This window comes from Pontiella sulfatireligans (assembly GCF_900890705.1).
Taxonomy (GTDB): Bacteria; Verrucomicrobiota; Kiritimatiellia; order Kiritimatiellales; family Pontiellaceae; genus Pontiella; species Pontiella sulfatireligans.
This window is the reverse complement of record NZ_CAAHFH010000002.1, coordinates 1,670,184-1,696,434: the sequence shown is the minus strand read 5'-3', so window position 1 is coordinate 1,696,434 and position 26,251 is coordinate 1,670,184. Positions and strand designations below refer to the sequence as shown.

Genomic DNA, 26,251 nt, shown 5'->3' with positions numbered 1-26,251 from the left:
AGCCGTTATTCAATGTGATCGACGTTGTAGCGTTTTTCCTGCTTCAGCTGCTCCAGCAAGGTATTGACCTCGCCCTTGAGCTGGATGATCCGGTCTTCCCGGCCGACCGCTACGGCGTTGAAGCGCTCGAGATCGGCGATGGCGTCCTTGAGTTCGTGTTCGCGGTGCTTGCGCGTCTCGACGTCGTACTGCAGCAGTGCGTTGAGCTTGGCGAGCTTCTTTGCGGCCTTGCCTTTCGTCCGGTTGTACAATGCAACGAGCGGGAAAATCATGACCAGCAGAAATACGCCGGCCACGCTTTTTTGCACGGCGGCGGCCAACAGGAGCTTGTTCAAGCGACCTGCATCCTGAATGGCAAAAAGCACTTGGCCCGAATCGCCGCCAACGGGGCGGTACTGCACGAAGGCGAGCAATCGTCCAAATTCCGGATGGTCGTAAGACTGTACCGTCTCGGCTTGTGCCCGCTGCCCCGCCAGCTCAAGAACCATGCTTCGCAAGCCTGGCGAGAGGGGGGTGCGGTATCTGATTTCGGTTATGACCGTTCCGCTGCTTCCGTGGCCGTAGACCAGAGCGTAGGTTTCTCCGGATTGTTTGACGGCTTGGCCCAGTCCGGTTAATCCGGATTTTTTGGCCAAGCGGTTAAGTTTTTTCTGGCAGGCGGCGTACGTTTCGGTGCCGCTCAGATCCTGCGCCGTCAGCTGCGCGGCATAGTCCTTGCCGATCAGTTCGTCGGCCGCATAGGCGGCGTTGGTCAGCAACCGGCCCGCTTGTCCCATTAAGCCGTTTTTTTGCTGTTGGTATGACCAGAGTGAAAAAGCCACGACGCCGCAGACATACGCGCCGGCGGCCAGCGCAAAGGGGCCGTAAGGCCTTTTCCGGGATTTCGGTTTCGCATTCATGAGAGGTCTTCTGTGGTGGTGCGGTATTTTTTGGGTTGCTCAAGTTCGGTCAGCAGGCGGTTGATTTCTTCTTTCAGCTCAAGCGTGCGGCGTTCGCGGCCCCGCATCAATTGGTTGAAGCGCTCCATGTCCTCGAGGGTTCTTTTCAGGCGTTCTTCGGCGAGGTTTTGTTCGGTGACGTCCTGCCAGACGCCAAGTACGCCGGACGGCTCGTCGGTGTCGTTGCGCAACGGGATGATTGTGGCGCTGCGCCATCCGATGCTGCCGTCGGGGCGGGTATGCGAATATTGCGAGTTGAACAGCGGTTGGTTGGAGCTGGTTACATGCTGGTCGCGTGCAATCACGCCTTCGGCCAGCGTTTTGCTGAACAGGTCGAACGGGTTTTTGCCCACAACGTCCTGGACGTTTTCGAGTCCGCATTCGCCGATGAACGTCTGGTTGCACCCTAGATAGACGGAGTCTTTATCCTTCCAGAAGACCGACATTGGGATCGTATCCATAATCAGCTGCAGCATCTGCTGCGATTCGCGCAGGGCGTTTTCGGTGCGTTGCCGGTTGGCTACGTCTCGCGCAACGCCGAAGATGGCTTTTTTGTTTTTCCACGAGCCTTGGAACATGTTCATTTCAACGGGGATGGTCCGTCCGTTGTTGGTTTGCAGCGGAAGGTTGCTTCCGCCGGACCGTTCGTTCTGCATGCGGGCGATCATCCGGTAGGCCTCGGCACGGGCATCCTCCGGATAGAGCTCGAAAATGCTCATGGAACGCAGTGCGTCCCCGGTATAGCCCAATCGTTTTTCAACCGATGGGTTCGCGTGGATGAGGTTTCCGTTTGTGTCGCAAATCAGCAGGAAGTCGTCGATGGTTTCAAAAAGATTCTGGAAGTTGCGGTTTTCCTCCAACAACGCATCTTCCGCCCGTTTGGTGACGGAAAAGTCCTGCATGAAGCCGTCCCAGACGAGGGACTCTTTTTCGCGGTGCGGCACGGCGCTGATGTGCAGCCATTTCAGTTCGCCGGTGACGTCCAGTACGCGGATCTCAATTCCCGTGGGCTGGAGGTTGTTTTGGGCGCGTAAGCAGGCTTCCTGCAAAAGGGGAATGTCGGCTTCGTAGACGTTTTCGAATACATATTCGGCATTCTCAACCGCGAGGTCGCGGCTGAAGCCCAGCGCGCGTTCATAGCCATGGCTAAGATAACTGAAAGAAAAATGCCCTTCCTCGGAGCGCTCCAGCTGGAAGACCGTCACGTTCGGCAGGTTGTCGCCCATCAGGCGGATGTGGCGTTCGCTTTTTTCCAGCGCCACCGATTTCCGTTCTAGCGCTATGCGCAGCTGCCGCAGGCGGCAAAGCACACCGAAGAGCAGCAGCGTGGTGGCCGATAAAATCGTGATGATGACTGTATCCGAGGCCAAATGACTCAAATCCCCCGCCAGATTGCCTAGAAAAGGCACCGTCGCAAGTGTTGCGGTTGCTGGCAGATTCTGGATATCGTTGGGTGAGATACTCGCGGGCATGGGTTCCTCTACATAATAAACGTAGTCAACGTACTGTATTTAGCCGGTCGAATCAAAAGGAAATCAACATCTCGTAAAGCTCGCACAAGGGCAGCCCAACCACGTTGGTGTACGAACCGTTTATGGAGCGGACCATGTGCGCCGCACCGCCTTGGATGGCATAGGCGCCGGCCTTGTCCATCGGGCAGCCCGTGGCAATGTAGGCTTCAATCTCCGCTTTTTCCAACTCCCGGAAAACCACTTCGGTCGAGACGGAAAACACCTCGAAGCGGCCCCCCTGCCGGATGCAGGTTCCGGTGATGACCTCATGGCTGGCGCCGGAAAGGGTTGAAAGCATTTCGCTGGCGTGGGCCTCATCGGCAGGCTTGCCCAAGATGCGGTTTTGAAGAACCACCACGGTGTCGGCGGCAATCACGATGCGCTCATCCTGTACCGTTTCGGCCTTTTCCTTCGCCATGCGCTCAACAAACGCGCGCGGCGCTTCGCCGGGGCGCGGCGTTTCATCGATTTCCGGCACAATCACATCGAAGCTCAGGCCAAGCGATGCGAGCATTTCGCGCCGGCGCGGTGATGCACTGGCCAGCACCAGCGTTCCAAAGGGGGCATTGTTTTGCATAAATAGATAATATGTTTAAAAGCGGGCTATTAAAAGCCCCTTCTGCATGGCATAAAGCTTGCAGATGCAGACGGTCGATATACTGCTTGGGGGCGTCCCCTTCGGGCGCAACAACGTAGGTGACGAGGCTATCCTCGAGTGCGTTGTCGGCATCATTCGCGAAGTCTGTCCCGCCGCCCGCATTACCGTTAGCACCGATCTCCCCGAAGACACCGCCGCCCGGCTAGGTGTCGAAACGGTTCAGCTTTTCGGCTTCGACCCGCCCTACAGCCGCACGCTCATGGAGGAGCGGCTCGCCGGCGCCGACGTATTTATATGGGCCGGGGCAACCGGCCTTTCCGACTATCCGGAAATCCCGCTCAAGATGCTCGAAATCGCCCACCGCGCCGGAACCAAGACCGTGGTGTGGGGCGTCGGTATGAATCAAAACCTCAACCCGTTCATCTACCGCGTACTGCCCGGCAAGCGCCGCACACTGCTGAACCTGCTCAGTCTGCTGGCTTTCAAACGCGTTGACTTTGTCCGGCGCCTGGAAAACATGGCCATGGACCGGGCGCGTGCTAAAATTGTCGAGCAGCTCAACTTGTGCGACCTCGTGATGCTTCGCGACCCCGAAACCCTGGCCGCCGTCCATGCTTGCGGCGATGTGCCGCAGGCCATCGTCGGCGCCGACTCCGCCGAGCTGCTCGAACCCGAGCCGTGGGAAAACATCGCCCTTAACCGCGAGGCCCTCCACATTCTTGAATCCGAGGTCCGCAAGGTTGGCCTCTGCATCTCCGCGCAGCGGCAGCTCGTCCACGAGCAGGAGTTGATCGAGTTCCTCGACCGCCTCGCCGGGCAGGACCACCGCATTGTTTTCCTGCCGATGAACCACGTAACTGATGCTGCGCTGATGGAGCGTTTGCGCGAGCGGATGAAAAACCGCGTCCACTCCGTGGTGGTTGGCGGACGGCGTGCGCCGCGCGAAATCCTGGCGATTGCCGGCAGGCTCGACCTCGTCATCAGCAGCCGCCTGCACCTTTTAATCCTTGCCTCTGTGGTGCATGTGCCCATCATCGGAATCAGTCGCGGCAGCAAGGTGGACAACTTCTTGACGGCGTTCGGCCATACCTCCGCCGGCAGCGTCGACGCCTGCGATTTCGAGCACATGCAAAACGAGCTCGACCGCCTGATCGACAGTCGCGAGGAGTTTGCCGAGGTCAGCGCCACTGTCCACGAACTGCTGCTTCAGCGGCTCGACGCCGCTAAAGCCAAACTCGCCGAATTGCTCAACAGCCTATAGGCCGGCAAGGTGCGCCGCCACTTCTTCTGCGGTTGTTTCCGGCGTCAGCAGCTCCTTCATGTCCAGCCTCGCCTGCAGCGCCTTGCGCACCGGCTTCATCAACTTCAGCTTGCCGATCAGCAGGCAGCCCGTCAGGCGTCCGTCACGGAACATGAACAGGCGGTAGCCGTTGTCGGCATGGTCCTCGATCATCCGGTAACTGCCGTCCGTCGGGATAATCGTTCCGATGCTCAGCATCGGCTTGCCCAGCACCTTCAGCAAATGCGAACGAGGAATGCCGCCGAATTCGGTCGGTGCTCCAGCGGCGTTCATGCCGGCAATCTTGCCCATATACATGGCCGGAGACCATGAGCCGTAGCGCACGCCGTCATGTTCCGCCACATCGCCGACGGCATAAATATCCGGATGAGCCGTCCGCAGAAAATTATCCACCAGCGCGCCCTTCTTCACCGTTAGGCCGGCCTGCTCAAGCAGCTCCGCATTCGCCCGGTCGCCCGCCGCAACCACCACCACGCTCGCGGGAATCAGTTGGCCCCGTTTCAGGTGCACGCCGGTAACATGCCCGTCGCCAATGATGCAGTCGGCGCTGGCGTTGGTGATCACTTTTATGCTCAGCGTGTTGAGATGCTCCTCCAAGACCCGGCTGCCTTCCGCATTCAGCTGCAGCGGCATGAGATATTCAAACGCCTCCAGCACCGTAACGTTGGCTTGCTGCTTGGCCAGCGCGCCGGCGGTTTCCAATCCCAGAATGCCGCCGCCAATGCAGACCACCTCGGTTTCCGGCTGAACCACCGAAAGAATTTGGCGGACATCCTCCACCGTACGGACGGTAAACACCTGCTGCAGTGCGCTGCCGGGAATGGGCGGCATGAAAGGGTGCGATCCGGTCGCAACAATCAGTTTGTCGAACTGGAGCGTTTCTCCATTGTCCAGCTGCACCGCCTTTTCCGCCAGAACCAGGCGCGCCGCCGCGTGGCCCCGGAGCAGCTTGATGCGTTGCTCGCCGTACCACTCCGGCGAATGCAACGGCAGGTTTTTTTCCGCAAACTCGCCGGCCAGCAGGCGCGTCAGGTTGAGGCGCATATAAGGAAACTCTTCCTCCTGCGAAATCAAAATAATCTCCGCATCCGGCGCATGCTTCCGCACCGCTTCGGCCGCCGAAACCCCGGCGACGCCTGCCCCGACAATCACAACCCGCTCCTGCCCAACATCGCGACGCACCGGTCTCTGGGGGGCATCAATGTGTTCGAAATCCTCGGCTTTCGCATCGCAGATGGGGCAGGGCTCAGGCGCGGAATCTCCATAGTGGATGTATCCACAAATCGCACAGCGCCAAGTTTTCTCGGTGTTTTGTTGCATAGATGTCTCTCCGTTTCAGGAAACGCTACCAATTGGTTCCATTGCCGTCGCGTGAGAAAGACAAAAAAGAAGTGATGGCCGGGTCTTAAACCGAGGTGGGCGAAATACTCGATTCAGAGTATTGACTCTACATCGAATATTCGCATAATTCGCCGTTCGTTTTCCAATCGAGAAATTCTTTCGCGGGAAACATCTGCCGGCGTAGCTCAGTGGCAGAGCAACGGATTTGTAATCCGTTGGTCGTCAGTTCGACTCTGACCGCCGGCTCCATTCTAAGCCCCGTTATCGTCAATGATAGCGGGGTTTTTCTTTGGGTGTATGACTGCGTAATCGACTCGACTGCCTCTCGTTTCCACAACTTTCCACACCCCAGATGGGGGGAGAATCGTACACAAATCGTACACAAATTCTGGGTGTGTGAATTCTGCTTAGGCATGACCGATTCTCGATATCCCTATCTCCTTGTACTGATTGCCTGAAAAATCCTACCCTGTTTGAATGAAAGACATACTTCTTATTGGTGGCCCAGCCTCACTCACAGGCGTTGATCGTATCAACGATGACCTGCTCTCGATCCTTGCCGAGGAAAATCTCTATTCCCGGAAGGCCGTGATTGTATGGCCGACATCTGATTTCCTTTCTGTTCCCAATAACCCAGATACTCTTCAGCCTCACATCGACATGAATGATGTGATGTGGTCGGTGATGGAGGGCAAGGGCATGGCACCAGCCGCTGGTCTCACAGCCGAACGGATTGAGGGGCTGAAGGTTGAGGTTCTCAAGGATAGGGACGCCCTCAACGCATCCATAAACCATTTAGCCATGTCGGAGGTCGTCTATCGTCTGTCTCGGCTCATACTGGACATCTCTGGAGGTCTGAGGCTGGCTGTAGTTACCGGAGACGATGCACCAAAACATGCGTTAGTCTGGACAAGGCTTGTCGATTCATGGAAGCCCTGCTCCCGGCTGCCAGTAAAGCGGTATGACACGAAATCGGCCTGTTACGGGGCATTGAATGCCGTGAAGGGCTGGGGTTTGGAATTTGATTGTCTTGCAACTGGATTGCATGATCTTCAGGAGCTTCTTCCGGCTGAGGATTTGGACGAGTTTGATCGGTCGTATCATGTTGATTACATGTCGTATGAGGAGGTCCGGGCGGCTCTGGACGAAAAGGTGGAGGTATCGTTCCCAGTTGAATCTCGGACCGGCAACGCTATGGCCGTACAGGTCTCGGCAGGCGATGGATTCATGATTGTGGTGCCCAAACCCGATAAGCCTGCAAACTTCCGTATTGGTCTAGTCGCTGGTGGGTCAGGTAAGTCAGAGGGCGTAGTCGCTGATGTGGTGCCTAAGCCAGTTGTTGCAAAACCCAGGCCTGCCAGTAACTCTGATGAGGAATATGTAACGGTCAAGGAAGCAGCAAGGCTTTTGGTGTGCTCTGAAAAGACAGTCCGCAACTACTATGGTGACGGTCGTCTTAAGCACAAGAAGGTCGGTCAGCGAAAAATACTCATCCTCAAATCCTCGGTTGATGCGTTGCTGGGGGGCAACGAATAACACCCGATTGATTCCAGCCTTGTCTCCTCCTTCATTATCCGGCTGCTTTCCTTGTTCAAGGAAGGTGGCTGATATGAATCTTAAGATCAGAAATGTGCAGCAACGTGGTGATGCTCTTTTTTTCAGGATGACTATCCCTGAGGATTTAAGATGGCACTACGGAGGGAAATCAGAAATATCCAGAGCCTTAAGAGCACATGATGAGTTGGAGGCTCGTTCTTGGGCGAGGATACTGTCCGTCGTGTTTAAAAGACAGTTCAGCGATTTGAGAGCTGGTAGGAATGTAGCGGGAATCCAGGAGGGGGATACTATTATTGAATCCCTTCTGCTTGGTAATTCACCACGGATCATCGGTGAGGTTCCGGATGCTGCAGTCTTTGCCCGAAATACCTCGCACTCGCTGTCCATGGTTTATGCCGAGGTGCGGTCTTTGGGACGGCAGTCAGAGAAAAGTGAGCTTGAACGGGGCAATTCCGTTAAACTGCTGATCGAATGGTTTGGTGACATAGCTATTGAAACGGTCACCCGTTCAATGCTTATGGAATTTCGTGACCAGGCTTTGTGTCGGATGCCGCCTCGTATGCGACAGCAAAGTGAGCTTAAAGATAAATCCCTAAGGGAAATTGTTCAAATCGATCATGAGCGGGTTGTGTCGAATACAACGGTTAATAACCGATTAGCAAAATTGAAGACGATTTTCACTCATGCTGTGAGGTATGGATATATACGCATTTGTCCTCTGGTGGATTTGAGGATTCCGGTAGAGGATAATTTTGTAGAGGGTCGTTGTGTATATTCCCATGATCAATTGCAGAGAATGGTTGATGGGTTGGCTCTATATGCGACTGGAAGAAAAGCTTCTAGGCATATGAGATTTTGGATTCCCTTGATTGGCCTATACACTGGGGCCCGCTTAAATGAGATATGCCAGTTATGCATAAGTGATGTGGTCTGCATTGAAGGGGTGGATTGTTTTGATATCAATGCACGGCAACGGAGTGAGACTTTTAAACACGTAAAGAATCGGGCATCCAAAAGGCGAATACCTGTTCACCCGGTGCTTGAGGAATTGGGTTTTATGAGGTTTGTGGGACACAGACGATCTAGGACCGATCCCAGTAGGCACGGTACTACGAACCTTTGGCCTAAAGCATCACACCATCAATACAAAGACTGGAGAAATGCGATGAGCCATTGGTTCAATGTGATTTTGCGTCCAAGGTTTTTGAGCGAGGATGAACTGGCAGACCATCAGGCAGGGCGTAAAACCTTCTCCTTTCACTCTCTACGCCACACTTTTATCAGTCAGGCACAAAACCAGGCTCGGATGAATCCTCGAATAGAAATGCGGTTATGCGGCCATATGGACAGGTTTATTTCTGTAGTCCATGCCCGTTATGGAAGTGATCTCCATCCAGCAGTCCTATTGGAGGAACTGGTAAAGCTGGATTATGGGTTGGATCTGTCGAAGGTGATGGGGAGGTATTAAATGTTGATAAATAACCTCACATATTAACATTGAGAAAGAAGGTTTCCAATTTAAATTGCGTATAAATATGACCTGTTCGGTGGTCGTTGATTGACCTCTGTTGTTAATGACGTTAGTTGTAACCACGAGAATAGCCGTTGAACGAGGCTTTGGCTTCATAAAATACTAAGTGTGGAGGTGGGTTATGCGTAATGCAATCGCAGTATTTGCTCTTTCGGTGTTGAGCTTCATTCATTCTTCTTCTTTCGGTGAAAGGCTGGAAACCCCCGTCATGGGGTTATATTCAACGACTAATGTAGCGCAGAGGGAGGTCGCATGGTCAACACAGCCAGGTATTCGATATGTACTTGAGGAGTGTGCAAACCTTTCAAGTAATAATTGGGTTGCTGTTGCGGGGTATCCATCCAAGGCTCAGGCATTGGCTCAACAACATGTGGTAACTCTTGGAGGTGAAGAGAAGTTTTATCGGGTCAGGGCTTTGGACGAGCAGGCTCCAGAAATCGTCTCACGCACACCTGAGGATGATGCCTTTGGGGTACCTCGTTTTTCTCCTATTCAAATCGTGCTAGATGACTCGTCAGGCGTTGCCAGTAACACAATCTCTCTCGTTGTAGGTACGAATGATGTTTTTGATTTGAGTGACTCAGAGCTGTCTTGGAGCACGAATACACTCGTCTTTGATTTTGGTGGCGATTTCGCTCTTGGTGGATACGGAGCGACTGTCGATGTCTCTCTGGCAGTTGCTGATGTCAATGGTTTCTCGACAAATTATACTTGGCAGTTTGAGTTGGAAAAAGAGGTTGTTGAGGATGGGGATTTATTTGTTTTCGGTTCTCCAACGGCATTGCGAGTTGGTCAGCAGTTAGATGGAGAGGCGGCCGTTCTTGCAGCCCGTCATCGCACTGGGCCTGTTCGTATGAATAGTGTTTCCACCGCATGGGAAATTAGCTCGGTGGAAACAAATTCTATTATTATCTCCTATACTTCATCTACTGCGCCAGCATTTGTTGCCGGGCAGTCACTAGCCAATCTAGCTCCTGCGCATATTGATGAAATATTCTATCGGAAGATTGAGTCAATTACGACAAATCAGGCAGCCGAGGAGCTGACTATTACTACCGTTGATGTCACTTTGGCAGATATTATGACAGATGGGTCTTTTACGATTGGTGATGATGCAATTTTTCTTGAATTTGATGAAAATGGTTACTTGGTAAAGTCACTATCTGGTGATGCCACATTCGAGTTGCCAACGATTGGCTCGGATTTTTCAGGTGAGACCTTGTTCGTGGATGGTCCACTGGATATTACCATGGAAGAGGCAAAGTTCTTGTTTCACCCTAAACTGAAAGTTTCTCTGGAAACGAGTTGGGCATCGCTGAAGCGACTTGAGGTTGAGGCTTCAGGGGATCTGGAGATAGCCTGTGTTCCTGTGGTCACTCTTTCTGGAGCTTGGTCTGGAGAGTATTCAAAAGAGCTTTGGAGTTGGCGGCAATTTGTTCAGGCTGGTTATGTGTATGTCGATCTAACAGCCACGATTACGGCAGAGGCAAGCGCAAGTGTTGAGGCTACGGCCACCATGAGGACAGGCTTTCGTCAAAATGCAAACATGGGTGTAAAGGGTGTTTATCTTAAAGATGCTGATCCAGCAGTTGATTGGGATAGGTGGTTTGATGTGGAGCCTTTTGAAAAGATTCCTTTCACTTATACACTTGATGGTGCTGGTGCGGCGACTGTGGCACTGGTTCCGCAAATAGATGCTAAGGTTGTGAGTCTTGCTGGAGTCTACATTAATACTGATCCTAGGCTGGAGGTAGAGGGGGCGGTTAGTACTGTAAATGATGAGGTCATTACTGCTGACTGGAAGTTTGGGGCTTATGCGGACATCAATGCAGGTCTTAGTGTGATTGGGACTCCGATTGGTTCGTTGCCTAGCTTGCCTCCTTTTCGGATTTTTACGAAAGAATGGGATTATCATTATGAGAAGGAGCCGGAGCTAAGCCCTCCAGTTATAACTGTTCAGCCTAAGTCTCAGACCATTAAGTATGGCGACCCAGTTGTTTTCTCTGTTGAGGCTACTTCAAGTTCATCAATTTCTTATCAATGGTATCACAACAAAAAATTGATTCCTGGTAAAACGAGCAGGAGGATGTCATTCAGTAGTGTTGGTGATGGCCATGCCGGGGAGTATAAAGTTCGGGTAAGTGCTGGTGGGCAGTCTGCATTTTCAGAGGAGGCTACTTTGACCGTGTCAGATGACAATGAATCTGGGCCGACTGTGTCAGGGTATGCCTTGCTAAATGATTCTTCTATTAGTCTTTGGAATATGGGGATTGGCTACGACGGATTCGTTTTTGATAGCTATTATACTAATCCCCCTCATTGCAAGGTAGTGGCGGTAAATGGTTACGTTGGTTTTGCGTTTAATGGGAAGAAGTCATTCTATTTTCATTCTCTAGGTTCTACATCAGAAGGAACATCGTATTGCTATATTGATGTTTACGTGAATGGATCTTTGTATGTCGGGGATGTTTTTGTTGATTCAAACTGGATGACATATCGAGTTCCAGAATCGGCATTCGGTGATGGGGAAAATCAGATTGTTCTTGTCCTAACTCCATCTCCTGACGGTTTATCCACGCATTTTTGGATCGACTTGGCATATGTGCGTTAAGTAGCTGAGCTGCATTGAAATTTTGTATGGAACAAGCCGATTCTATAGGGAGTCGGCTTGTTCCTCATCCTGATGAGAAAATATGATTGGTGCTGAAGCTAAAGCGGTTTTATCGATACTATTGCTCAGTTGTTCTTTGCGGAGTTTGGGGATTCTTGCTGGTGGAGAGTTTTCCCTTCCAGCGGATAGGCCCTCTTATAGAGTTGATGATCAGGGCAGATACGAGTTCGTGGGAGCTTTGGAGATAAGTAGTGACGGTGCCTTGTACATTGGCTCTGCTACAGCACTATCCAGAAACTGGGTTTTAACAGCTGGTCATAATATTGATTTAGATGATAATGGTCTTGTTGATCAAGGGCTTGATATTCAGTTTCATTTGCCTCGGTTTGGAAGCTATATGGCGAGTTCATTCTCTATACATCCGGATTTTTCGGGATTCGGTAATCCGTCGATAGAAAATGACCTTTCTTTAATATACTTCGATGATCCTCTGCCTGAACTTGTCTTTCCTTCTCTAGGAGGAGGGGTGTCACTGGGAGATGTTGGTACGCTTGTCGGATTCGGACGTTCTGGATATGGAAGTTATGGTTACACGACAGAGGCATCTTTAACTGACCGTAGATTCGGATTTAATGTAATTGACGAGCTGGATAATTTATTCCGCTATGATTTTGATAGCCCTAGCTCAGGCAGTGGCCTTGGCAATGATCTTGAAACCATCATAGGTCCTGGCGATTCTGGGGGAGCTTTACTGGTAAGCGATTCGCTGGTTGGAGTGAATACTTTTACAGAAGGATATGGCGGCCGTTTTGGGGATTACGGAGGAGGCGTTCCTCTTAATGGACAGTGGGATTGGATTCAAGGGGTTACTGGGTTGACGGTTCCTGAGCCCTCAAGCATCTTGTTGTTGATGATTGGATTTGCTGGTGTGATCAGTTATCGACGGACTTTACGCCGTAATTGATTTGCATCGTTTTTTCTGTAGTATTTTGCAGTCTAAGCTCTTCGAATTGTCGATTGATCTCCCGGAACACCGTTCCAAAAACTAGACCAGCCAACCACACATCCCAACCACCCCAAATCGCTGCGAGAATGGCCTGTGCTGGCTCCCGGTGATGTTAGGAGTGTAGTGTCCAGTGCCACAAATCAGGAGGGCTCAGTGAGGCTTATTCCTGGTTGTTGATTTTTGAGGTTCAGATAGCTCTATTCCCTGGATGCCTTCGGCATGAGCCCGCTTCTAGTTTTCACTCCAAGCCCAAGGCCACGAGTCTCCCCGCAGCCTCCGGCTGTCCCGCTCACTTACCCCCCATGCTTGGCCCGATAGTCGGACAGGAGCTGGGCGAAAACAGGTCGAGGAATATGTATTCGTAATTAATGGGAAAAGGGACGTATACAGAAAACACCTTGAGGCTTAGCTGAGATGTTGTGTCCACCTTACAAAACAAACTGGTTCAGCTCGTTCCGGTTGCCGGGGACTTCAGCAAACTTACGTCGGGCATGCGCCCAGCAGGCAGCATGGATGATGGAAACCTTTTCTTTGGCATGTGATTTTTTATTCAGCCAGCTGGTGTACGCACCATATCCGGCCTGTTCCAATGGGTCCGCGCAGGAACCGCTGAAGAAATCCGATTCCACCGAATCCGGGGATATTCCAGAAACCCATAGAATAAAGGATTCTAAAAGTGGAACCTCCCTATCTGAAACCGAACAGACCCTCATGAAAGATATTCATAAAAACCCATTCGACGGAGTCGTCAAAAGATATGCACGCCTTGAGATCAGTCGAAGACGAGGTAATCACGCCAAACAGAATCTCATCGAAAAAGGAATTATCCACCCGGTTGACATCCCGACTCGAACTGGGAAAGTCGTATTGCTAGATCTCACCCCATCCATGCGCGAAGCCATGAAGCGCAACGGGATTGACGTACCCAAGCGCAAAGAAGGTGGAATCGTGCATAACTACTGGAAAAATGAAATCCGCAAGCAGCTCGAAAAAGACGGATGGACTGTCGAACTCGAAAAACCGATTGGCAATAACATGGCCATCGATCTCTATGCAGAAAAAAGCGGCAAGCGAACCGCCGTAGAAGTCGAAACCGGAACCCGCGGTGCAGAAAATATCAAAAAGCTCATTCCCCTAAATCTCGACCGCATCATTAGTTTCAGTGTGACTCATGAAGTGAAGCTCAAGACACTTCGGTGTTTTCGCAAAGAGTCGATTCATGTGAACAATCTGAATGTTTTGGATCCCAGTTCGTGGGATCGTATCTATGAATATTTCAAATAGCGACTATTGGTCCACCGCCCGTCAGCGGTGTTATTTTAGCTCTGCACGTAGTATGTCTACCGGGCGGCCGGGGAGGCGGCCGGTTTTTCCTTTGCCGTGCAGTTCCGGAGAATCAAAGCCGAGACGCTTGCAGAGAGCATCGCCTTCGATAAACGGGTCGTCAAAGTGATCCAGCCACTGCCGGGTCAGCCGGTCGAGTTCTTCCTGTTTGGCGGCATAGGCCGGGTCGTCATACAGGTTCCTGAGCTGATAGGGGTCGGCTTGGCGGTCATAGAGCGCGTCCCAGCCGAGCTTCCGTTTGCCTTCCGACATCGGCCCGCCTTTTGCGTAGGTGAAGGCTTTGGTGAAGACCCCGCGCCAGGAGGGGTTGAAATAGAAGAGCGGAACGGAGGCGACAGCGTCGTCGTTGCCCGCCTGGATGTGCGGGGTGAGGTTTTGTCCGTCGCAGGTGGCCGGGATGGGCAGATTCATTATGCCCAGAATGGTGGGCATCAGGTCGAGCGTGCCGACCAGCAGCTCGGAGTTGCGCGGGTTGAGCTTTTCCGGATAGTGGATGAGCAGCGGCACGCGGCACGATTCATCTTCCGGAAAGCTTTTTGCCCAGGGCCGTCCATGGGCACCGTGCAGATCGCCATGGTCGGAGGTGAAGACGACGATGGTGTTGTCGTCCATGCCTTGTTCCTTGAGCGTGTCCATGAGGCGGCCGAAGGCGATGTCGCAGCCGGTGATCATGGCCATGTAGCCTTGCATGTCTTTGCGGACTTCGGGGGAGTCGGTCATGGACGGGCGCAGTTGGATGGTGTCGGGATCGTAGAGCGCTTCGAGTTCCGGCAGGGTGGTGTATTGTAAGCCTTTGTGGTCATGCGGCGGATGCCAGGAGACAAACAGCGCCCACGGTTCGTCCTTTGAGGACTCTTTGATGAACTGTTGCGCCTGGTCGGTCTGTCCGTAGACCTCCCACTGGTTGTATTTGATTTTTTCGCCGGTGTGCTGATCGTAGTAGAAGCAGACATCGGGGTCATAGTTCAGCGTGCAGTTGTTGCTGATGAAGGTATCGTCGAAACCGTAGCGGTAGGGTCCTTCGGGAATGGGGCGGTTGCGGTCGCCGCCATGTACATGCCATTTGCCGACGTAGCCTGTTTTATATCCGTTGTCGCGCAGGACTTCGCCGAAATAGGTTCCGTTGCCGGGCAGCATGCAGGCATCGTTGGTGAACACGCCGTTTTTGAGCGGATGCTGTCCGCTGAGCAGCATGCCGCGCATGGGGGAGCAGACCGGATTGCTGGAGATGCAGTATTCAAACCGCACGCTCTCTTTGGCCAGCCGGTCAATATTGGGCGTCTGGATTTGCTCGTTGCCGTAGCACCCGAGCATGTCGAACGACTGCTGGTCGGTGAAGACAAAAAGCAGGTTGGGCCTGTTGCCGCCTTTGATCGCGCCGCGGGCGTTCAGCCCCGCCAGCACGGTGGCCGCCGCAGTGGTTTTTATAAAATCTCGTCGGTTCGTATTCATAATATTCCTCTTCGTTCCTTGCAGTGCAAGTTTTTGGCAGAATCATTGGGGAAGAAAACTCTCTGAATAGAGGATTCCCTTTCATCACATTTCCAATGTCTGGAATTGCCCAGGAGATTTTTTCCGATGTCTGGAAAATGATTGCCACTTCGTTGCTGTCATTCTTCCCGCCCAGCTCGACTTCGTCTTCGGTTCTGCTGTCAATGATTCTGTCATATATTCTCTGGGTAGCCGCTTATGCCGGTTGGAGTTCGGCTTCTTTCTTAACGGTTTCGGGTTTGAAGGTGCGCCGGATTTCTTCAAGTTTCATGTATCCGGTGATGTGGGTCGGGGCGACGATGCCGCCTTCGCCGAATTCGTTCCAGGCATAGCAGTTAAAAGCCGGTTGCAGGCTGCCGTCCGGGCAGGGCAGGCCAAGGTTCGGTAGCGTGGAGAGGTCCTCTTTCACTTCCTCCAGCACGGCGCGCCACTGCGCGCGGTTGGGCAGGTCGAAACGGGCCCGTTCGTCCGGCCACGGGCCCGGGTTCCATCCGGCGGGCACGTAGGGCATGTGGGGAATGGCATCTCGGCTGTGGGCCCGGCGCGAATCGCGGGCAAACTCTGCAATCATTTCGTAGGGATAGTCCTCTTTCAGTTGCGGCAGATCCAGCGGCACATCCATGTAGCAGCAGGTAAAGTCGAAGACGTTTGCAATCGGGTGGTCCACACCGATAGATTGGATGCCCTCCAGTCCGCCGCCAATGATGACGTCCATGCCGTGTTTCAGAAACAGTGCGCGGATGGAGTCGAGCTGCGCGATGCAGCGGTCGATGTCACCGCCGTTCTGGTCGATAAAGTGCTGTGCGCCGAATACCTTGAAAATGGCGCGGCCGTCGACCTTCATGTAGGAGGGGTGGGTAATATACTTTTCCCAGCTGTCGAGACATTCCTGCCACTGCTGGTCGGTGGTCACCTCGAACGGGTTGTGGTTGCAGAACTCGATGAAAAAGCTCATGCGGTTGGCGAAGGGAGAGGCGGTAAATTCATCAAGCGCGCGGTTGAGGAAGCGGCTGTTGGGTTCGCGCTCGCTGTTCGGCTCGTTGTAGTACCAGAGGATCGGAAAAAAATCGATGCCATGATTGGTTGCTGCTTCAATCTCGCGGTCCATGGTTTCCTGGCAGTTGTATTCGCCGAGCAGGGGAAGGCGTTCCGGAAACTCCGGTCTCCAGTCTTCTTTCTGGTCGGTTGCCAGCGAGCTGTCATGGCGGCGCCACTTGTTCGGCAGCGGTTTCCACCAGCCGGCAAAATAGTTCACTCCGGTTAAAATCGATTTCATCCTGTCTTCCTTCATTAGGTTGTAAATGCAGTCTTATTTTGAAGTAATACTACATATGCCAATCAAACAATCAAATAAATATTCTGCTTTTATTTTCTTTGGTTTCAGGAGTTGTAAGGTTCTATAAAAAAGGATTTAAAGAAATGAAATGTGCTCGGATAATAATTAAATGATGGTATGACAGGTGGTTGGAGCTAGTGTATTTACTGGTATATTAAGCCGGAGGCTGTGGAGTGGGCTCCGACCCTGTTTAATCTATATTTCAAAAGGAGGACAGAATGAGAACAACACGATGGATCGCAACCGCACTGTTGACTGGATTGGCCCTGTTTTCGGAGGGCGGAATCACGACTGTAAGCCATCGCTATCTTTTCGATGGCGACGTGACCGATTCGGTCGGAGCCCTGCATGGAACGGCGACGACAAACAGCACGTATCTGGAAGCGCCGCAGTTTATCAACGATATTCCTGCCGGCACAGTGGCCGGTGCGCCGACGCAGTCGATTGAATTCGGCATGAATAATGGAAGCAAGAAGTCCGGATTTTCTCTGGGCTCAGTGATGGGCACAAATATCGGATCGTACTCGCTGTGGTTTAAGAGCGAAGACGTTCTTCAGGGTTCTCAGTATCTGGTTGCCTCTTGGCCGCAGCAGATATTGAAGGGCGGTGTTGGTGCGTATGCCGGCGGGATTGAGGCCGGGTTCCAGGGTGTTGTGGCCGGAGGCGGATATGCCACAAACGAGTGGATTCATGTTGTGGTCAGCTGGGACAATACTGCGGCAGCAGGCCGGTTGTATATAAACGGCGTGCTTGCGGGCACAGCAGACTACGACGGAAACGTAGTGGCTCCTTCCTCGGTAAATATCGGCGGGTTCAACCTGAACGATGACGGTGACAATCTAGTCAATCAGTCGGATGTGAAGCTCTACGACCTCCAGTTTTATGATGGTATGCTGGATGCCGGTGATGTTTTCGAGCTGCATAATAATCCGGGTGCCATTATTAGTTATGAATCTCCTGTGCTGGCGCATCGCTACGCATTTGGCAGTAATGTAGACGATTCCATCGGAAGTGCCGACGGAACGGCGACGACAAACGGCACGTACACGGAAGCCCCCTTGTTTTCAACGGATATTCCATCCGGTGCGGTGGCCGGTGCGCCGACCCGCTCCCTGCAGGTCGGCATGAGCTACCTGTCGAAGAAGTCTGGATTTTCTCTGGGCTCAGTGATGAGCACAAATACCGGATCGTACTCGCTGTGGTTTAAGAGCGAAGACGTTCTTCTGGGTTCTCAGTATCTGGTTGTCTCTTGGCCGCAACAGATATTGAAGGGCGGTATTGGTGCGTATGCCGGCGGGATTGAGGCCGGGTTCCAGGGTGTTGTGGCCGGAGGCGGATATGCCACAAACGAGTGGATTCATGTTGTGGTCAGCTGGGACAATACTGCGGCAGCAGGTCGGTTGTATATAAACGGCGTGCTGGCGGGCACAGCAGACTACGACGGAAACGTGGTGGCTCCTTCCTCGGTAAATATCGGCGGGTTCAACCTGAACGATGACGGTGACAACCTGGCCAATCAGTCGGATGTGAAGCTCTACGACCTCCAGTTTTACCGTAACGAGCTCGGCATCGATGCCGTGCAGCTGCTCTATGCGAATCCGGGGATCAAGGCGTCTCATGATACGACTCGTCTGATCTTTCCGACTCTCGATGAGAGTGACGCGGTCGTAGCGGATCTTGCAGTCACCGATGCTCCCTATAACGCGGATTCTTCGGGCGTTTCCGACTGTACCGCGATGGTGCAGGCCGCGCTCGATGACCTGGGGTCGGCCGGAGGCGGCACCCTCTATTTTCCGGCCGGTAAGTACCGGTTCGACGGGACGTTGACGGTTCCCGGAACCATCTCCCTGCGGGGCGACTGGAAGAGCCCGCTCGATGGCGGCTCCGGCCAGGGAACGATTCTGATGGTCTACGCTGGGCGCAACGACACCAATGCCGCCCCGTTTATCCAGTTTTCAGGGGGGCTTAACGCCATCCAGAACCTCAGCTTCTGGTATCCAGAACAGACCGTCGATAACGTGGTGCCGTATCCGCCGACCATTCAACGGAAGTGGAGGCCCTGCATGCTGAAGCGACTGACGTTCTACAATGCATATCAAGGCTATGAAGTGGAACAGGCTGGCGGCGCGCCCGTGATCTCTGAAATATTCGGCACTTTTCTGAACACCGGAATCAAGCATGATAACTGCCTTGAATACGGATTCTTTGACCAGATCCATATTTCCCCCTCCATCTGGGCGGATGCCCCAAGTGCGGTCATCACCAATGCGCCGGCGCTGGCGGATGTCCGCAACTGGTGCCAAGCCAACACGGTCGGTCTGGAACTCCTCAAGAATGATGATATCCAGCTGTTTGACATCACGGTCGAGAACGCCAAAATAGGGTTGCTCACCGACACGAATGCAAGCGGTATGGGCGCTACGTATGGTTTCAAGATGAAAATCAATGCCACCCTGGAGCGCCGTTATGAAGGCGGCGGCTGGGTCGGAGCAATCGAAGACTTGGATCGTTTTCCGGAAACCGCTGCAGTTGATTATGTCTGGCCCGACCCGTGGAAACCCGCCCGGAGCAACGTTCTGATTAATGTAAGGGAATATCCATACAGTGCCACCGGCGATGGGGTGACGGACGACCGACAGGCTATTCAGGATGCGCTGGACGATGCCGGGGTCCTGGGCGGCGGCATCGTCTATCTCCCGGCAGGGGAGTATGTGGTCCGCACCAACCTGCTGGTGCCGTCCGGGGTGGAGCTCCGGGGCGTCACTGATTTTGTCTATCGCGACGATCACGGCCCGGGAGCTTCTCCTGTAGGAACTGCCTTGTTCGCCTTCCATGGCGAGAACAGTGTGGACCTGGAAAACGAGCCGCCGTTTATCAGTCTCTCCTCTAACAGCAGCGTGCGTGGCATGACCATCCTTTATCCGAACCAGGGAGAGTTCTGGCCGACGGTTGCGGATGATCCGCCCAAGACTTATCCGTGGACCATCCGAGGGCTGGGCCCGGACATCAATATCCAGTATGTGACCATTAAGCGTGGATGGAACCTGATTGATCTGGCTAGTCACGATTGCAGCGGGTTTGTGCTTCAGGACTTCTGGACTAGCCCGCTCAACATCGGCGTGCGCATCGGCGGTGGTACGGACGGCGGGCATATTCAGCGCGTACTGCAGAGCATGGGAGCCTGGTCCTATCCCGGAATCAACACGCCCGATATTCCCAATTGGACGTCGGAGATCCGGAGCGAATGGCTCTGGACCAATGCCGTTGGTCTGTCCATGAGCAACAGTGTTGGCTATGTTTTCGGCGACGTGAAGAACGTGCAGGCCTATGGAGCCATCAGTTTCATGTTCAAGCAGCATATGCAGTTTCTGGAACAGGACGGCAATGGGCCCGAAAACATGGACTTCTTTATGTGCCACCCAGAACGTACAGCAGGCATCTCCCTTCATTTTGACAGGGGGAATGATCTTCGTTTCTTTGGGATCGGCATCGTCTCCTTTGATGATGATTATTTTCTGGAAACCACCCCGAACTTTACCGGCACCGTGGACGTTTACGGTCTGATGATGTGGGGCGATCCGACCGGCCGCTTGCCCCTCATCGGCGGCGGTGAGGTGAATATCTATCCGCAGGGAGGGGACGCTTTGACGGCCCGCGTGACACCGACGCAATCGCAAGGCCTTCTCAAGCGGCTTAACTTCGAGAAGACCGAATACGCTGACAAGGTGGTGACCAACACCGGTAGGGAATGCTGGTCGGTGAGCCCCGTTGGCACGACCCCTATCGTTGATCTCCGGGTGGACTGGCAGGAGTTCCGTTTCGGGAATGCGCCGGAGGTCGAGTTCAGTTTTGATTATCTCGATGTCGGGGCCGACTTCGTGCAGGTTTACTACGACGCACACGGGGATGGAAACTGTAACAAGCTGATGGGACAGTTTAACCTGACTGACACCGGTCAATGGAAAACCTGGACTGCCACGGTTACCGATGCCCTGTTCGCTGATCGCATGACCTACATCCGCCGCAACGATGATATCCTGATCCAGGCCAACACTGGCGGTGCCCCGTTTTATGTGTCGCGCGTCGAGCTGACCCGCCCGGAAGCCCTGTCGCACCGCTACCGTTTTGAGGGCGGTGTGACGGACTCCATCGGAAGTGTCGACGGGGAGGCGACGACGAACGGAACCTGGCTGGAAGCGCCTTTGCTTTTGTTGGATGTACCGCCCGGCGCGGTGGCCGGTGCCCCGACGAATTCATTGCGGGTCGGTATGGGCTATCCTTCGGTCAAGTCGGGCTTCCGTCTGGAGGGTTCGGTCATGAATACCAACGCCGGTTCTTATTCGCTGTGGTTTAAGAGCGAAGACGTTCTTCAGGGTTCTCAGTATCTGGTTGCCTCTTGGCCGCAGCAGATATTGAAGGGCGGTATTGGTGCGTATGCCGGCGGGATTGAGGCCGGGTTCCAGGGGGAAAAGGCCGGCAGCAGCTATGCCGTCAACGAGTGGAACCATGCAGTGGTCAGTTGGGACAATGCCACAGGAACCGGCCGGTTGTATCTAAACGGCGCGCTGGCCGGTACAACGACCTATTCCAACCGGGTGGATACGGCCTGGATCAATATAGGCGGATTTAATCTCGTGGACAACGATGCGCAGTTGGTCAACCAGTTCGATGGGATCCTCTACGATCTTCAGTTCTACAACCGTACGCTCAGCAGCGATACGGTTAAGTCACTGTATCGTAACCCGGGATCGTATTATGCCGCATCGACCGCCAACCGCGTTCCCCGCTGGTGGCTCGACGCCTGGTATCCGGGGGTGGTTGACTACGAGGCGTCTTCGGTTTCAGACACCGATGTTGACGGCTATGATGCGCGGGCCGAATACTTCACCGGCTCCGACCCGACCGATGTCGCGTCCTTGTTCGAGATAGCGGATGCGCAGACTGATGGAGACGGGCTCGTCATTACCTGGATTTCGGAAGAGGGCTGCTGGTTTAGCCTCTCGGCCGCCACCAACCTGGCGTCGGAAGCCTGGAGCCCGATTGCATCAGCCATTCCTGGCCAGCACGGTTTCACGTCATACACCACCACGGTGGAGAGTGCGGCCTGCTTCTATAAGGTTAATCTGCACTAAATGGTGGTGAGGCCCGTCCATTGAATGGCGGGCCGGAATCCGCAGAATCGGATCGGGGTTGATTCGATTAGGCCGGGAGAACTTTTTATCCAATCCTGTGGAAACTCCTGTCTCTGTTTTTCCAAGTTTTGGAAATTCCGGTGTAGACGCCGGCAGAAAAAGTGTAAAAAAATCGGTATGATTGTTTGACAGTATCTATCCGGCGGGGGTCTGCTGGCTTTATTTTAGGAAATCTCGTGGGTTTGCGGTCGGTGGGTGCTGGTCAGGTTCTGAGAGGTAAAAAGGAGAAAACAGATGGAAGCAAAAACAACAATGATGCTGGCAATCGCACTGGGCGGACTGCTCTTCAGTACGCAGGCCGACCTGGCACACCGCTACACATTTAACGGGGATTTTAATGATTCCGTGGGCAGTATAAACGGTGTCCCGACACTGGATAACGGTTCATTCAATACGGAAGCTCCGGATCTTGTGAGCGCTACGCCAGACAGTCTGGCTGACGGGGCTCCGACAGGGTCCGCCTAATTCGGCATGTCTAACGGCGCGGCAACCCCCTTGAAGTCGGGCGTTCGGCTTGATAAATCTGCATTCTCCAGCGCGGGTTCCATGAGCTTCTGGTTCAATGTGGATGTGCTCGAAGGTGGAAACTATGTGGTGGCAGCTCAAAATCTGAACATTTTGGGTGAAAATGACAGCACTATATCTGTGTTTAATGATGTTCCGGTTGCACGAGGAAAATCGGTTTCTGCAAATACCTGGAACCATGTTGCGGTCACGTGGGACGATGCCACCACCTCGTTTGATGTTTATTTGAACGGTGTATCGGTTGGGTCATCGGACAGTGCGGCAACAGTTATGGACGCCGGGTGGGCGACGTTTAATCTGGGCACTTATGACGCAGGGGACAACGATAACAATATTGCTAACAGTTTTATCGGAGAGATATACGATGTGCAAATCTATGACAATGTGCTCTCTAGCACGGACGTTGCTAATTTAAGTAACAATGCAGGCAGCGTGATCCCTGAGCCAGCCACCATCGGCATGCTGGGTCTCGGTGCTGTGCTGACCCTGTTGGTACGTAGCAGATTATGCTGAGCTTGAGCCTGCTGAAACAGACAAGCCTCTCTCTGGAAACAGGGGGAGGTTTTTGTTTTCCAAGGTTTGGAAACATTTTTTCCAATCCTTGGAAATTCCGGCGGCAGAAAAGGGTGCAAAAAAAGTAATGATTGTTTGACAGGCGCAATGGGTTGGTTTACAAATTTGCACGATTGGGACAATGGCACGAGATGAGGCACACGTCGTGCGATTTGTTTTCAAAAAACCTCGATCGTTTGAGGTGTAATGCGTGAGAGATTTGTATGAATAAATCAGCATCATTTTTAGTCGCAGGCGTTTTGATCGGGGCGATACTCGCCACGGTCGGCTTTTCGTTGTTTTTGCGCGATCAGAAATCGGCCGGCTCAACGCAGTCGAAGCGGGTGCTGAAGCTGGGCCACGGACTGGATACGGGGCATCCGGTGCATAAGGCGATGGAGTTCATGAAGGAGCGGCTGGAAAAGTTGTCCGGCGGTTCGGTCACGATCGATATCTATCCCAGCTCGGTGCTTGGTTCCGAAACTCAGTGCATTGAGCAGTTGCAGAACGGTTCGCTGGCGATGACGAAAACCTCGGCTGCCGCCATGGAAAACTTTATTCCTTCCATGTCGGTTTTCGGGCTGCCTTATATCTTTCGCGATGCCGATCACTATTGGGCGGTGCTGAACGGAGAGATTGGGCAGCGAATGTTGCAGCAGGGCGAAAAGAAATTTCTGCGCGGCCTTTGCTACTACGACGCGGGTAGTCGTAACTTCTACACAAAAGAAAAGCCCATCCGCACGCCGTCCGATTTGAAAGGGCTCAAAATCCGCGTAATGAACAGCGCGACCGCCATCGATATGGTCAAAGCTATGGGGGGCGCGCCGACCCCTATCGCGTGGGGGGAGCTTTATTCCGCGCTGGCGCAAGGCACCGTCGGTGGCGCAGAAAATAATCCGCCGAGTTTCACCTCGAACAAGCACTATGAGGTCTGCAAGCACTTCACCCTCGACGGACACACCCGCATTCCCGATCTGCTGCTGATCAGTTCCAAGGTTTGGAAAAAACTGTCGCCGCAGATTCAAGGGTGGGTTCAGCAGGCGGCCGCCGAGTCATCGGAGTTCCAGCGGGATCTTTGGAGGAAGGAAACGACGGCCGCTCTCGAAAAAGTGAAAGAGGAGGGGGTTGTGGTGTACGAAGTTGATACGGCAGCCTTTGCGGCCAAGGTCGCGCCGATGCTCGAAAAAGTGGACAATCTTGAGGTTCGTGAACTGCTCAAACAAATCGCGGAGATCAAGTGATGCTGGCTGGTTTTGTTAAATGTAAGAAGGGCATGACGACCGCGCTGGACTTTGTCCTGATCGTGGCGGTTGCCTTGCTGGTGCTGGATGTGGTCTGGGGCGTCTTTACCCGTTATGTCATGGGCGAGCAGGCCAAATGGACCGAGGAACTCGCGCGCTTTTTGCTGGTGTGGGTCGCGCTGCTCGGCGGCGCGGTTGCCTTCGGCACCAAGGGCCATCTGGGCGTCGATTTTTTTGTCGGCAAATTTCATTCGGAGGCGCGAAAGCTCATGGCTATCGTTGTGCATTTGATCGTCCTGTTTTTTGCTGGCGCGGTTTTTCTCTACGGCGGCAGCCGCGTCGTGGCCGATGCGCTCGCCATGGAGCAGATGACGCCTGCGCTCGGCTGGAAAATGGGGCATGTCTACCTCGCGCTTCCCATCGCCGGAATCTTCATGGTGCTCTACACCATCGAAAATCTCATTGAAACACTCGCCGCTCCGGCAGAAGGAGGAGCAGAATGATTTTGTGGCAGAATAATTTAGTCCAGTTGGAAACCCCGGGTAGGGATGGCTCGCCGAGCCGTTCGCGCGCACGCCTGGTTTTCGTCTGGATTGCCCGGCGGTCGAGCCCTGCCTCCCACCTCCCACCTCCCACCTTTCACAATCCCCTGGAGGTCCGCTAATGGGAACTATAGCGCTCATCCTGGTCGTGGTTTTCGTGCTTTTGCTCGTCATGAACGTGCCGATCGCGGTATCGATTGCACTGGCCACGTTTTTCGCCATTTTGGCAGACGGAATGGACCCGACGATTGTAGTCGCTGCCAAAATGGCCAACGGGGTCAACAGCTTCGCCTTGCTGGCGATTCCGTTTTTTATCCTGTCCGGTCACCTGATGGGGCGGGGCGGCATGGCGCGGCGGCTGATCGACTTTGCCGGCACGCTGGTCGGCTTTTTGCCCGGCGGACTGGCCTATGTCAATACGCTCACCTGTATGCTGTTCGGCTCCATCTCAGGATCGGCTGGCGCGGCGGTTTCCTCCGTTGGTGGCTTCATGATTCCGGAGATGAACCGCAAAGGCTACAACCGTGAATTCAACGTTGCGGTCACGACCACGGCGGCCACGACTGGGCTCCTGATTCCGCCGAGTAACGTGATGATTGTCTATTCGGTTGCTGCTGGATCGGTCTCCATTGCCGCCATGTTCATGGCGGGGATTTTGCCGGGCATTGTGATGGGCCTGTTCATCATGCTGGTTTGCGGTGGGTTCGCCTTTAAAAAGAAATATGCCTGCGAAGAGCGCTCGAACATTAAAGAGATTCTGATCAGTTTTAAACGCGCGTTTTTGAGCCTGTTTCTAATTGTGGTGGTCATTGGCGGTATTCTGGCGGGCATCTTTACGGCCACGGAGGCGGCGGCGATTGCGGTGGTGTATGCATTCTTTCTCACGGTGGTGGTCTATCGCGAAATCCCGCTGAAGGAGATTTCCGGGTTGCTGTTGCAAACCGGGATTACGACCGCTGTCGTCATGCTGCTAATCGGTGCCAGCTCCGGCATGAGCTGGATCATGACCATGGCTAATATTCCGCAGACCGTCAGCGCCGCGTTGATCGGCCTTTCTAACAATCCGATTGTCATTTTATTGACCATCAACGTGCTGCTTTTATGTGTCGGCACCTTCATGGATATGACCCCTGCCATTTTAATCTTCACGCCGATCTTTCTTCCGGTCGTCACCTCGCTCGGCATGCACCCGGTTCATTTTGGCATCATCATGATTGCCAACCTTTGCATCGGTCTGTGTACCCCTCCGGTCGGCACCTGCCTGTTCATTGGCTGTGGCGTGGGAAACACCACCATCGCCAAGGTCACCAAAACTATGCTGCCGTTCTTTGGCTCCATGATCGTTGCCCTGATGGTCATTACCTACATTCCCGCTACCTCTCTCTGGCTGCCCGTTCAGTCTAAACAGTTGAAAAAGGTGGACGTGGAGAAGTGCAAGTTTATGAAAATGAAAGAAGAACCGATGGTCGATGTCTTGTCGACGGCGAAATAATGTTGAGAGACCAATATGGAGAATCGAATGAGAAGAATGCTGAGTTGGATAGGTTCGCTGAGCAGGAATGGGTTGGATCGCGAATCACGCGAATGGAGATGAGTAAATGCCTCCTGAGAGGAGTTTAGAAATTTGTGAGATTA

Annotated in this window: 19 protein-coding genes and 1 tRNA gene; 13 read left to right on the top strand and 7 right to left on the bottom strand. The window is 53.4% G+C overall.

The genetic code is table 11. The features are described from left to right. Positions 1-5: 5 nt before the first annotated feature. From SCARR_RS20060 to SCARR_RS20050, 3 genes are read right to left on the bottom strand one after another with little or no spacing between them, the layout of a single operon-like run. Positions 6-899: a hypothetical protein gene (locus tag SCARR_RS20060; RefSeq protein ID WP_136063427.1), complete on the bottom strand. Its 894-nt coding sequence runs from the start codon at positions 897-899 to the stop codon at positions 6-8. Continuing rightward, on the bottom strand, positions 896-2,410 hold the full coding sequence (locus SCARR_RS20055) for a PAS domain-containing protein (protein WP_136063426.1): 1,515 nt from the start codon (positions 2,408-2,410) through the stop codon (positions 896-898). Before SCARR_RS20055 ends, SCARR_RS20060 begins: the two co-directional genes overlap by 4 nt. 52 nt (positions 2,411-2,462) lie before the next feature. Next, positions 2,463-3,026, bottom strand: a complete 564-nt coding sequence (locus tag SCARR_RS20050; protein WP_136063425.1) for a Maf family protein — start codon at positions 3,024-3,026, stop codon at positions 2,463-2,465. 64 nt (positions 3,027-3,090) lie between these two features. On the opposite strand from SCARR_RS20050, the gene SCARR_RS20045 reads away from it, so the two are divergent. Then, on the top strand, positions 3,091-4,308 hold the full coding sequence (locus SCARR_RS20045) for a polysaccharide pyruvyl transferase family protein (protein ID WP_246044510.1): 1,218 nt from the start codon (positions 3,091-3,093) through the stop codon (positions 4,306-4,308). Here the strand turns inward: SCARR_RS20045 and SCARR_RS20040 are convergent. Next, positions 4,303-5,667, bottom strand: a complete 1,365-nt coding sequence (locus SCARR_RS20040; protein ID WP_136063423.1) for an FAD-dependent oxidoreductase — start codon at positions 5,665-5,667, stop codon at positions 4,303-4,305. The genes SCARR_RS20045 and SCARR_RS20040 overlap by 6 nt on opposite strands. Before the next feature lie 195 nt (positions 5,668-5,862). Between SCARR_RS20040 and SCARR_RS20035 the strand changes: the two genes are divergently transcribed. The 5 genes from SCARR_RS20035 to SCARR_RS20015 all read left to right on the top strand — a co-directional run bounded on the left by SCARR_RS20035 (position 5,863) and on the right by SCARR_RS20015 (position 12,351). Next, positions 5,863-5,937, top strand: a tRNA-Thr gene (locus tag SCARR_RS20035). 228 nt (positions 5,938-6,165) lie between these two features. Continuing rightward, complete coding sequence (locus tag SCARR_RS20030) at positions 6,166-7,224, top strand: helix-turn-helix domain-containing protein (protein WP_136063422.1); 1,059 nt, start codon at positions 6,166-6,168, stop codon at positions 7,222-7,224. A gap of 73 nt (positions 7,225-7,297) precedes the next feature. Then, complete coding sequence (locus SCARR_RS20025) at positions 7,298-8,713, top strand: site-specific integrase (protein WP_136063421.1); 1,416 nt, start codon at positions 7,298-7,300, stop codon at positions 8,711-8,713. Positions 8,714-8,897: 184 nt separating this feature from the next. Further along, on the top strand, positions 8,898-11,387 hold the full coding sequence (locus SCARR_RS20020; RefSeq protein WP_136063420.1) for an immunoglobulin domain-containing protein: 2,490 nt from the start codon (positions 8,898-8,900) through the stop codon (positions 11,385-11,387). 82 nt (positions 11,388-11,469) lie between these two features. Then, entirely contained in the window at positions 11,470-12,351 is an 882-nt protein-coding gene (locus SCARR_RS20015; protein WP_136063419.1) for a PEP-CTERM sorting domain-containing protein, read from the top strand. Positions 12,352-12,821: 470 nt separating this feature from the next. Here SCARR_RS20015 and SCARR_RS29605 read toward each other — a convergent pair whose 3' ends face one another. Then, positions 12,822-13,106: an IS66 family transposase gene (locus SCARR_RS29605; RefSeq protein WP_136063418.1), complete on the bottom strand. Its 285-nt coding sequence runs from the start codon at positions 13,104-13,106 to the stop codon at positions 12,822-12,824. Positions 13,107-13,260: 154 nt separating this feature from the next. Between SCARR_RS29605 and SCARR_RS29600 the strand changes: the two genes are divergently transcribed. Continuing rightward, positions 13,261-13,677: a hypothetical protein gene (locus SCARR_RS29600; protein ID WP_168433468.1), complete on the top strand. Its 417-nt coding sequence runs from the start codon at positions 13,261-13,263 to the stop codon at positions 13,675-13,677. Positions 13,678-13,707: 30 nt separating this feature from the next. Here SCARR_RS29600 and SCARR_RS20000 read toward each other — a convergent pair whose 3' ends face one another. Next, entirely contained in the window at positions 13,708-15,189 is a 1,482-nt protein-coding gene (locus SCARR_RS20000) for a sulfatase-like hydrolase/transferase (protein ID WP_136064695.1), read from the bottom strand. A gap of 235 nt (positions 15,190-15,424) precedes the next feature. After that, positions 15,425-16,504: a glycoside hydrolase family 71/99 protein gene (locus SCARR_RS19995; RefSeq protein WP_136063416.1), complete on the bottom strand. Its 1,080-nt coding sequence runs from the start codon at positions 16,502-16,504 to the stop codon at positions 15,425-15,427. Between the two features lie 278 nt (positions 16,505-16,782). Between SCARR_RS19995 and SCARR_RS19990 the strand changes: the two genes are divergently transcribed. The 6 genes from SCARR_RS19990 (at position 16,783) to SCARR_RS19965 (ending at position 26,108) form a co-directional block, all read left to right on the top strand. Beyond that, entirely contained in the window at positions 16,783-21,696 is a 4,914-nt protein-coding gene (locus SCARR_RS19990) for a LamG-like jellyroll fold domain-containing protein (protein WP_136063415.1), read from the top strand. Between the two features lie 294 nt (positions 21,697-21,990). Next, positions 21,991-22,221 carry a hypothetical protein gene (locus SCARR_RS19985; protein ID WP_136063414.1) on the top strand — a complete coding sequence of 77 codons (231 nt, stop codon included), beginning with the start codon at positions 21,991-21,993 and terminating at the stop codon, positions 22,219-22,221. 6 nt (positions 22,222-22,227) lie between these two features. Next, positions 22,228-22,794, top strand: a complete 567-nt coding sequence (locus tag SCARR_RS19980; RefSeq protein ID WP_136064694.1) for a LamG-like jellyroll fold domain-containing protein — start codon at positions 22,228-22,230, stop codon at positions 22,792-22,794. 263 nt (positions 22,795-23,057) lie between these two features. After that, positions 23,058-24,074, top strand: a complete 1,017-nt coding sequence (locus SCARR_RS19975) for a TRAP transporter substrate-binding protein (protein WP_136063413.1) — start codon at positions 23,058-23,060, stop codon at positions 24,072-24,074. Continuing rightward, complete coding sequence (locus tag SCARR_RS19970; RefSeq protein ID WP_136063412.1) at positions 24,074-24,577, top strand: TRAP transporter small permease; 504 nt, start codon at positions 24,074-24,076, stop codon at positions 24,575-24,577. The genes SCARR_RS19975 and SCARR_RS19970 overlap by 1 nt, the downstream gene beginning before the upstream one ends. 160 nt (positions 24,578-24,737) lie before the next feature. Then, on the top strand, positions 24,738-26,108 hold the full coding sequence (locus SCARR_RS19965; RefSeq protein WP_136063411.1) for a TRAP transporter large permease: 1,371 nt from the start codon (positions 24,738-24,740) through the stop codon (positions 26,106-26,108). Positions 26,109-26,251 lie beyond the last annotated feature (143 nt).

Bases quoted from the DNA above. Each gene is read 5' to 3' on its own strand.
- SCARR_RS20060 (WP_136063427.1), bottom strand. From the start codon at position 899: ATGAATGCGAAACCGAAATCCCGGAAAAGGCCTTACGGCCCCTTTGCG.
- SCARR_RS20055 (WP_136063426.1), bottom strand. From the start codon at position 2,410: ATGCCCGCGAGTATCTCACCCAACGATATCCAGAATCTGCCAGCAACC.
- SCARR_RS20050 (WP_136063425.1), bottom strand. From the start codon at position 3,026: ATGCAAAACAATGCCCCCTTTGGAACGCTGGTGCTGGCCAGTGCATCA.
- SCARR_RS20045 (WP_246044510.1), top strand. From the start codon at position 3,091: ATGCAGACGGTCGATATACTGCTTGGGGGCGTCCCCTTCGGGCGCAAC.
- SCARR_RS20040 (WP_136063423.1), bottom strand. From the start codon at position 5,667: ATGCAACAAAACACCGAGAAAACTTGGCGCTGTGCGATTTGTGGATAC.
- SCARR_RS20030 (WP_136063422.1), top strand. From the start codon at position 6,166: ATGAAAGACATACTTCTTATTGGTGGCCCAGCCTCACTCACAGGCGTT.
- SCARR_RS20025 (WP_136063421.1), top strand. From the start codon at position 7,298: ATGAATCTTAAGATCAGAAATGTGCAGCAACGTGGTGATGCTCTTTTT.
- SCARR_RS20020 (WP_136063420.1), top strand. From the start codon at position 8,898: ATGCGTAATGCAATCGCAGTATTTGCTCTTTCGGTGTTGAGCTTCATT.
- SCARR_RS20015 (WP_136063419.1), top strand. From the start codon at position 11,470: ATGATTGGTGCTGAAGCTAAAGCGGTTTTATCGATACTATTGCTCAGT.
- SCARR_RS29605 (WP_136063418.1), bottom strand. From the start codon at position 13,106: ATGAGGGTCTGTTCGGTTTCAGATAGGGAGGTTCCACTTTTAGAATCC.
- SCARR_RS20000 (WP_136064695.1), bottom strand. From the start codon at position 15,189: ATGAATACGAACCGACGAGATTTTATAAAAACCACTGCGGCGGCCACC.
- SCARR_RS19995 (WP_136063416.1), bottom strand. From the start codon at position 16,504: ATGAAATCGATTTTAACCGGAGTGAACTATTTTGCCGGCTGGTGGAAA.
- SCARR_RS19990 (WP_136063415.1), top strand. From the start codon at position 16,783: ATGAGAACAACACGATGGATCGCAACCGCACTGTTGACTGGATTGGCC.
- SCARR_RS19985 (WP_136063414.1), top strand. From the start codon at position 21,991: ATGGAAGCAAAAACAACAATGATGCTGGCAATCGCACTGGGCGGACTG.
- SCARR_RS19980 (WP_136064694.1), top strand. From the start codon at position 22,228: ATGTCTAACGGCGCGGCAACCCCCTTGAAGTCGGGCGTTCGGCTTGAT.
- SCARR_RS19975 (WP_136063413.1), top strand. From the start codon at position 23,058: ATGAATAAATCAGCATCATTTTTAGTCGCAGGCGTTTTGATCGGGGCG.
- SCARR_RS19970 (WP_136063412.1), top strand. From the start codon at position 24,074: ATGCTGGCTGGTTTTGTTAAATGTAAGAAGGGCATGACGACCGCGCTG.
- SCARR_RS19965 (WP_136063411.1), top strand. From the start codon at position 24,738: ATGGGAACTATAGCGCTCATCCTGGTCGTGGTTTTCGTGCTTTTGCTC.